Annotated in this window: 7 protein-coding genes; 5 read left to right on the plus strand and 2 right to left on the minus strand. The window is 59.9% G+C overall.

The window, feature by feature from the left end; all coding sequences use genetic code 11:
• Positions 1-172 precede the first annotated feature (172 nt).
• The 5 genes from BW11_RS11340 (at position 173) to BW11_RS11360 (ending at position 5,773) form a co-directional block, all read left to right on the plus strand.
• Complete coding sequence (locus BW11_RS11340; RefSeq protein ID WP_258184687.1) at positions 173-1,183, plus strand: LacI family DNA-binding transcriptional regulator; 1,011 nt, start codon at positions 173-175, stop codon at positions 1,181-1,183.
• A 456-nt stretch (positions 1,184-1,639) separates the two neighbouring features.
• Entirely contained in the window at positions 1,640-2,479 is an 840-nt protein-coding gene (locus BW11_RS11345) for a carbohydrate ABC transporter permease (protein ID WP_258184686.1), read from the plus strand.
• Positions 2,479-3,285: a carbohydrate ABC transporter permease gene (locus BW11_RS11350; RefSeq protein WP_140445867.1), complete on the plus strand. Its 807-nt coding sequence runs from the start codon at positions 2,479-2,481 to the stop codon at positions 3,283-3,285. The genes BW11_RS11345 and BW11_RS11350 overlap by 1 nt, the downstream gene beginning before the upstream one ends.
• A 157-nt stretch (positions 3,286-3,442) precedes the next feature.
• Entirely contained in the window at positions 3,443-4,792 is a 1,350-nt protein-coding gene (locus BW11_RS11355) for an ABC transporter substrate-binding protein (protein WP_140445866.1), read from the plus strand.
• Positions 4,793-4,891: 99 nt separating this feature from the next.
• Positions 4,892-5,773 carry a glycerophosphodiester phosphodiesterase family protein gene (locus BW11_RS11360; protein ID WP_140445865.1) on the plus strand — a complete coding sequence of 294 codons (882 nt, stop codon included), beginning with the start codon at positions 4,892-4,894 and terminating at the stop codon, positions 5,771-5,773.
• A gap of 29 nt (positions 5,774-5,802) precedes the next feature.
• Here BW11_RS11360 and BW11_RS11365 read toward each other — a convergent pair whose 3' ends face one another.
• Positions 5,803-7,044, minus strand: coding sequence for a molecular chaperone (locus BW11_RS11365; RefSeq protein ID WP_140476380.1), 1,242 nt, complete (start codon positions 7,042-7,044; stop codon positions 5,803-5,805).
• A gap of 23 nt (positions 7,045-7,067) precedes the next feature.
• Positions 7,068-7,337 (minus strand): CHAP domain-containing protein (locus BW11_RS11370; protein ID WP_140445863.1); only part of this gene is annotated, 270 nt, incomplete at its 5' end.

Below are 7,337 nucleotides of genomic sequence, written 5' to 3' on the forward strand. Positions count from 1 at the left end.
CTATGATTTTTGTGTCATTGCCCTTCGGTGGTGTTATCGCACCGTGCGATGCCACCGGAACCGTGAATAACCGATGATGAGAGTCGCGGTTTAGCTTTAGCTGAGAAGGATTCTCGAAGTATCCTGAAGTATGAACACTGGCTCGTTGGCATAAGGAGGGATGTCGATCCGCATGGGAGAGAAGCAGCCCACGATCTTTGATGTCGCCGCAGAGGCGGGGGTCTCGAAATCTGTAGTCTCCCGCGTGTTGCGCGGCATTGACGGTGTCAGCAAAGAATCAGCCGACCGGGTGTCCGCTGCGATGCGGAAGCTTGGCTATGTGCCAAGCGCCATGGCAAGAGGAATGGCATCAAGCCGAACAAAGATGCTTGGACTGATTGTCAGGGACTGCAGACTGCCGTTCTACGGCATCTTGCAAAACGCTGTGCAGAAACGTGCGCATGAACTGGGTTACCAGCTGATTTGCATCAGCGGCGTGGATGACTTGTCCGCAGATGATTTAAAGGCCGCGTTCCGGGATTTGCTGTCACTGCGCGTTGAGGGGATAATCGTCTGTTCGGCAAAGCTGACCTCCGCCGATTTTGCTCCTTATGCCAATAGGGTTCCCATTGTCGTTGCCGGGCACGAAGAGACCAGTCGAACCGTTCCGTCGGTGTTTACCGATGAAGAGGACGGAGCCGGGAGGTTGTCGCAATACCTGTGTGATTATGGGCATCGTGACGTTGCCGTGTTCATTGCACCGCAAAACCGCTCACTCAGCCAGAATCGCAGAGGTCTGGCGATGGCTCATCATCTCGAGATGCTAGGAGCGACGGCGAAAACACTGCCGATGGAAGGAAATACTATCGGGCAGCTCATTGAAGAGGCTCTGTCGTCCCCGAGGATTACGGCATACATGTGTCCTTCGGATGTGACCATGCTTCAGGTGATGGAGGAGCTGCGGCGGAGAGGGCTGCTTGTTCCACGGGACATTTCCGTCACTGGTTACGACGGCTTTCCCCCATTATCGGCTTCGCTGCTCGGACTGTCTACCTATAGGCAGCCGTTGGAAGAGATTGGTTCACGTGCGGTGGACATCGTATATGGTCAGTTGCAGAACGGCGTACGGGAGACGTCGGCGATAGCCGTGAAGGGCGTACTCGTATCCGGCCGCACCGTCGCTCTTCCCAGATTCGTGGCGTAGACACACGTCGGTCAAATCTGGCAACAAAGACTCCACTTTACGCTACGCCCCGCAGCGCACCCGAAACGGATTCCTATAAGCAGTACCTCTCTCTTCTGGTCATGTCTACAGAAGGCTTCGTTTCGAAATATAGGGAGCGCTCCCTATATTGGAACATCTATAGTTTGCAGTTCACTGTTAATTGGCCTACTGTTGGTCATCCTAAGCTTTTCTCCGCGAATACGCCCTTATATGCTGTCATATGTGATGAGTCACATAATGGAGATAGGGTGCGCTCCCTACTCATGCGATTAGAAGCGGATGTCGTTCGAAGCCGGCTGAGCGGTACACCGCATGTCAACGCTGAAAGAAGAAAAGACAATGCGAAACAAGTTGAATGCGAAAAGGTTGCACTTGTTCCATGAACGACGAAGACCAACGGTGCAGGTCGCACGAGACCGGGCAGCTGGAGGGCTGATGCTGGTTCCGGCATTGGTGTTGTTGGTGGTGTTCGTGTTCGGCCCGTTGGTGCGCGTGGTTGTGATGAGCATGCAGGGCACGGACATCTTCGGCTCGCCGTCGGGGTTTGTGGGGTTGGAGAACTTCAGGACGGTGCTCACCGACCCGTCGTTCGTCGGGGTGCTGGTGCAGACGTTCCTGTACGCCGTGCTGGTCGTGGTCGGCCGCATCGCGCTGGGCGTGCTGCTGGCGATTTTGCTGACCCGGCATATCATGGGCGTCAAGGCGCTGCGGGTGGCGATGACCTCGATCGTGAGCGTGTCGGTGGCGGCCGCGTCGCTGGGCTTTCTGGCGTTGTTTGGCTCGAGCGGTGTAATCAATTCGCTGATCGGGCGGTTGGGGTTGCGTCCGGTCGGTTTCCTGACCGACCCGAAATGGGCGTTCCTGACGGTGACCCTGTTGACGATCTGGACCGGTCTCGGGTTCACGCTGATCCTGTTGTGCGCGGCGATCGATGGCGTGGACCAGGAGATTCTGGAGGCCGCGCGCATCGATGGCGCCTCCGAGGCGCGCATCCAGTGGTCGATCGTGCTGCCGCTGATCACCCCGACCCTGTTCTACATCGCCGTGACCACGTGCATCGAGGCGTTGCAGGCGTTCGCCCAGATCAACATCCTGACCAAGGGCGGGCCGGGCCAGTCTACCACGACCATCACGTACAACATCTACACCGCCGCGTTCAACGCGGGCAGCGCGAATTTCGGCATCGCGTCCGCCCTGGGCATCGTGCTGTTCGTGTTCGTGTTCGTGCTCACCCTGCTGCAGTTCCGCTTCCTGGAAGGAAAGGTGAACTACTGATGATCCGCAAGCGTTCCCCCATCAGCCAGACGCTCTGGTTCGTCTTCGCGCTGGCCGTGACCGTCCTGGTCCTGATGCCGGTCCTGTACATCTACGTCGGTGCGTTCTTCTTCGATGCGAACGGGCTGTTCAGGGGCTTCACCTTGGGCAACTTTGCCCGCGCCATGTCCCAGATGCCGCTGACGCAGCAGCTGGGCAACAGCATCATCGTGACCGTGTGCCAGACCGCGGGGCAGATCCTGACCGCGTTCCTCGCAGCCTACGCGATCGTGTTCTGCAACCTGAGGCGTCCGGGCATGTGGATGATGGTGTTCCTCGTGAGCATGATGGTGCCCGGCGAGACCACGATCCTGTCGAACTACCTCAACATCGCCAACTGGGGGCTCATGGACACCATCCCCGCGATCTTCCTGCCGTTCCTCGTGCAGGGGTTCACCGTGTTCCTGTTCCGTCAGGCGTTCCGGTCCTTCCCCAAGGAGCTGCGCGAGGCGGCCTTGATCGACGGAGCGGGACATTTCCGTTTCATGACCGACGTGCTGCTGCCCATCGTCAAGCCGACCATCATCGCGGCTACGATCAACGCGATGGTCGCCGCGTGGAACGGCTACTTCTGGCCCCTGCTCGTCACCAACAAGCCCGAACACCGCACCATCCAGGTCGGTATCACCCAGCTGAGCGGATCGGACGGATCCAACATCGGCGTGGTCCTTGCCGGCGCCGCCATCGCGGTCATCCCGGCGATGATCCTCACCCTCCTGTTCAACAGGTCGCTGCGTGGCATGAGCGTGGCCGGCAGCATCAAATGACACCGCCGGAACCGCACCGGCGTCGCCGCCGCGCCGGCCGGTAACCATCCGCGTCAATCCGAAACAGACGACGCCCCGCAGGGCGCCGGAAACCGAATCACCCCTCGCCGGACGGCCAGCGTGGCCGCCCCGGCGGTAGCAAGAAAGGAACACAACCATGAGGAAGTCAACCCTGCTGAAAGCGGTCGCCGTCGCGATCCTGCCGATGTTCGCCTTGTCCGCGTGCGGCACCACGCAGGACACGAACGCCGCCGCGAAGGACGGCGAGCAGACCGTCACGTTCTGGTACTCGACCTCCGGACCCGGAGTGGACGCCATCAACCAGCTCGTCTCCGAATTCAACAAGAAGAACTCCGGCAAGATCAAGGTCGAGGCCTCCTACCAAGGCTCCTACGCCGACGTGCAGCAGAAGTTCTCCGCCGCCGTCCAAGCCAAGTCCACGCCCTCGATCCTGCAGATGAACGACACGTCCACCGGCTACATGATCGACAGCAAGATGACCACGCCGGTCCACAAACTCGCCGAGGGCGACTCCGAATTCGACACCGACGACATCCAGCCGGTGGCGCTTAAGTACTACAGCGACGACGACGGCCTGCTGGCCCTGCCGTTCGCCATCAGCCAGCCCGTCACCTACATCAACAACAAGCTCGCCCAGCAGGCGGGCCTCGACGTGGCCAACCCGCCGACCACGTTCGATGAGGTCGTCGAATGGGCCGACGCCATCCACGAGAAGACCGGCGCCTACGGCTTCTCCATGAACATGGTCGACTCATGGATCCTCGAGATGCTGTCCGCCAGCCACGGCGAACTCATCGCCACCCCCGACAACGGACGCGGCGGCAACGTCACCGGCGTGAACATGACCTCCAAGACCCAGCTCGGCATGTTCCAGAAGATCGCCGACATGTTCAAGGACGGCACCGGACTGAACCCGGGCACCGATAACAGTTCCATGACGACCGCGTTCACCTCCGACAAGCTCGGACTGCTCCTGACCTCGTCCGCCTCCTACACGTCCCTGCTGCCCGGCGACTCCACCGAGAACGTGACCGTCGCCCAGTTCCCCCACGACGCGTCAGACAAGAAGGCCGGCACCCCGATCGGCGGCAACGCCCTGTGGATCGTGTCCGCCGAGCACACCGACTCCGAACAGAAGGCCGCCTGGGAGTTCGGCAAGTTCATGATGACCCCGCACGCCCAAGCCGTGTTCGCCAAGGCCTCCGGCAACCTGTTCGCCAACGTCAAGGCCGCCGACGAGACCGAAGGCAAGCAGGCGCTCGAGGACCCGAACGTGCAGGTCTTCTACAAGCAGCTGGAAGCCAACCCCTCCACCAGCGTGTCCCTGGGAGCCCGCACCGGCGCCTATCCATCCATCCGCAAGGACGTGATGGCCTCCTTCAACGAGGCTGTCAGCGGCTCCAAGGACCTCAAGACCGCCATGCAGGAGGCCGAGACCCAGTCCGCCAAGGACATCGCCACCTACAACAAGGCCGCCGGCAAATAACCCGCACACACACCACCCCTCGGTTTCCGCCACCGGCCATGACGCCGGCGGCGGAAACCCCGTACCACACCAGTCCCGCACAGGGGCGAAGGAGCCCACATGAACACCACCAACAACACCCATCCCCGATTCGGCCACGAACGCTACGCGTCCATCAACGCCGACCTCAACCGGACGTACGCCCGCTTCCCGTTCGCCATCGCCGCCCACCGCGGCACACCCCGCGGAGACATCCGTGAGAACACGCTCAACAGCGTCCTGGCCACCAAACAGGTCAACGCCGACATCGCCGAGATCGACGTGATCCGATCCACCGACGGCGAATACTTCGCCTTCCACGACGGCACCGAAATGGCCCGCCTGCGCATCACCGACGACATCCTGACCAAAACCGCCGCCCAACTCGACGAACTGCGCTACACCGAATACCCCGGCGCCTACTACGGGCACGTCGAACGCGTCGCGCACATCCTCGACAACGCCCCCGACATCCTCATCAACATCGACCGCTCCTGGCGCTACTGGAACACCGGGTTCCTCGACTGGCTCGACCAGTTCCACCTCGAACGCAGACTCATCCTCAAATGCCCCGTCTCGGAAGGCCACCAACAGGCGCTCCGCGACCACGACGTCAAATACATGTTCATGGGCATGATCGAGACCCCCGACCAACTCGACCTGTTCACACACGACGAGCGGATCAACACCGTCGGCGTGGAACTCGTCGCCACCACCCCGGACACGCCGCTCGCCGACCCAGTCGTCTTCCAGACCATCAACGACCTCGGCCTGTACACGTTCGTCAACGCCCTCGACCTCGGCAACGGCTACCAGGGCCTCAAAGGCATGGACGACACCCGATCCATCCTCGAAGGCCCGCAAACCGGCTGGGGCGCGCTCCTCGCCCTCGGAGCCGACATCATCCAAACCGACTGGCCCGAAAAACTCGACGAATACCGCCAAGCCATGATTTCCTCCTGAAAGGACGAACCTCGAATTCCCTGACGCATCTAACGCAGATGATCGGGGAATTCGGGATTCGACAGCTGCTCCGGTACGTTCCATGTGGGATTCTCTGGATGAATCGTCGAAGGCGAGCCTCCTGATGGTGGAGTGATCTGTCGGCTTGGAGACCGCGAATCCGGCACCGTTTGCACGGAACCATCCAGATGGCCCATGTCGGAGGACTTTCCCTCCAAGGCTGTCATGGATTCACGAACATCACGCATTGCATCGTTGAGACTCCGGGTGCTTTTGTCGTAGAGGTCAAGTCCTTGAGCTCCATGAATCACGGATCGGGCATATGCTATTCGGCCGTTGAGCCGTACACGAGTGTCATCATCTTCGACTTTGTTTTCCGAAGCCGTGTAGAGCCGGTCGGCCTCTTCGATGAGTCTGTCTAGACTGTTTTGCGCATTGTCCAGCTGTTTTCTCTTGTATGACGTCTTGACCTCGCTGACCGCGGAGTTCAGGTTTTCGATCCGGCTCCTGAGCTGATCATTCGCTTTTTCCGCTGCCATTCGGATGCCGTTGAGCCGGTCTACGGTCATGTCCGCAGTGCAGGTCGCGAGTGGAGCCGATGGCCGATATTGCGCGATTGTAATAGCTAAATCCAGGGCTTTGGGATCTCGTACGTCTTCGTTGCGCAATTTCAAGTATGGAGCTGTCTGTCGTAAGGTCTTCCACCAGTCGTTACGTATCGTGTCTGATTGCATGATTGCATGATTGCATGATGCAAGCGCCGCATCACGATCATGATTGTTCTTCATTTCGCCGAGTCCCGTGGCGGCTCCCACTGCAATGACGAGTGCCAGTAATACGCCTACCAAACGTTTGTGCGGAATATGAAGGCAGATCGCGGATATTCCCATCCTGTCGAGCATCCGCCCCTCACTGACGGGAGCGTAGCCTTCGGAACTATTCTCGGCATTCTCCTGTATCGGAGTTGTCGTCTTTCCCCTCCGATCGTCTTGTCCTTCGACCTCCGTCTGCCGTCTCCGCGTGTTGCGGGGTTCCCGATCTTCGAGGATGAACGAGATACGACGGAACCGGCGTCTGACCTTCGTTCCGACCGGTGGATCCGGCGGGGCTCCCGCACCTCCGGGATCCTCGATGGCGTGTATGGCCCACTGGTCGAGTTCCGGCCATGTACTGGGATGATTGCGGATTTGCGTGAGGAGATCCCAGTTGCCGGAATCGCTCATAAGATCGGAAAGCTCGCAAGAATCAAGTCGGGGATTGATGCGGCGCATGATTCCTTCTTTCTCCCTCAGGATTAGTGGATATAAGTGATGCTGGGATTGTTGGTCTGTTCCTTGGTGAGTGTCCTGAGCCATGCGTATGGGAGGCCGCCGCCGGATTCGCTGACGACGATGCTACCGTCGTCCTTGATTTCCTCGACGATGGCGACGTGTCCGTAATCGGCGCTTGCGCCGAGATAGCCTTTGGCGAAGCTCGCCACGTCGCCGAGCTGTATACCGCCGCCCGTCGGGTATCCGAATTTTCTGGCGCTTGACGCCCACATCCAGCCGTCGCCCATATATCC

This window comes from Bifidobacterium sp. UTCIF-38 (genome assembly GCF_006454495.1).
In the GTDB taxonomy this organism is placed as follows: domain Bacteria; phylum Actinomycetota; class Actinomycetes; order Actinomycetales; family Bifidobacteriaceae; genus Bifidobacterium; species Bifidobacterium callitrichos.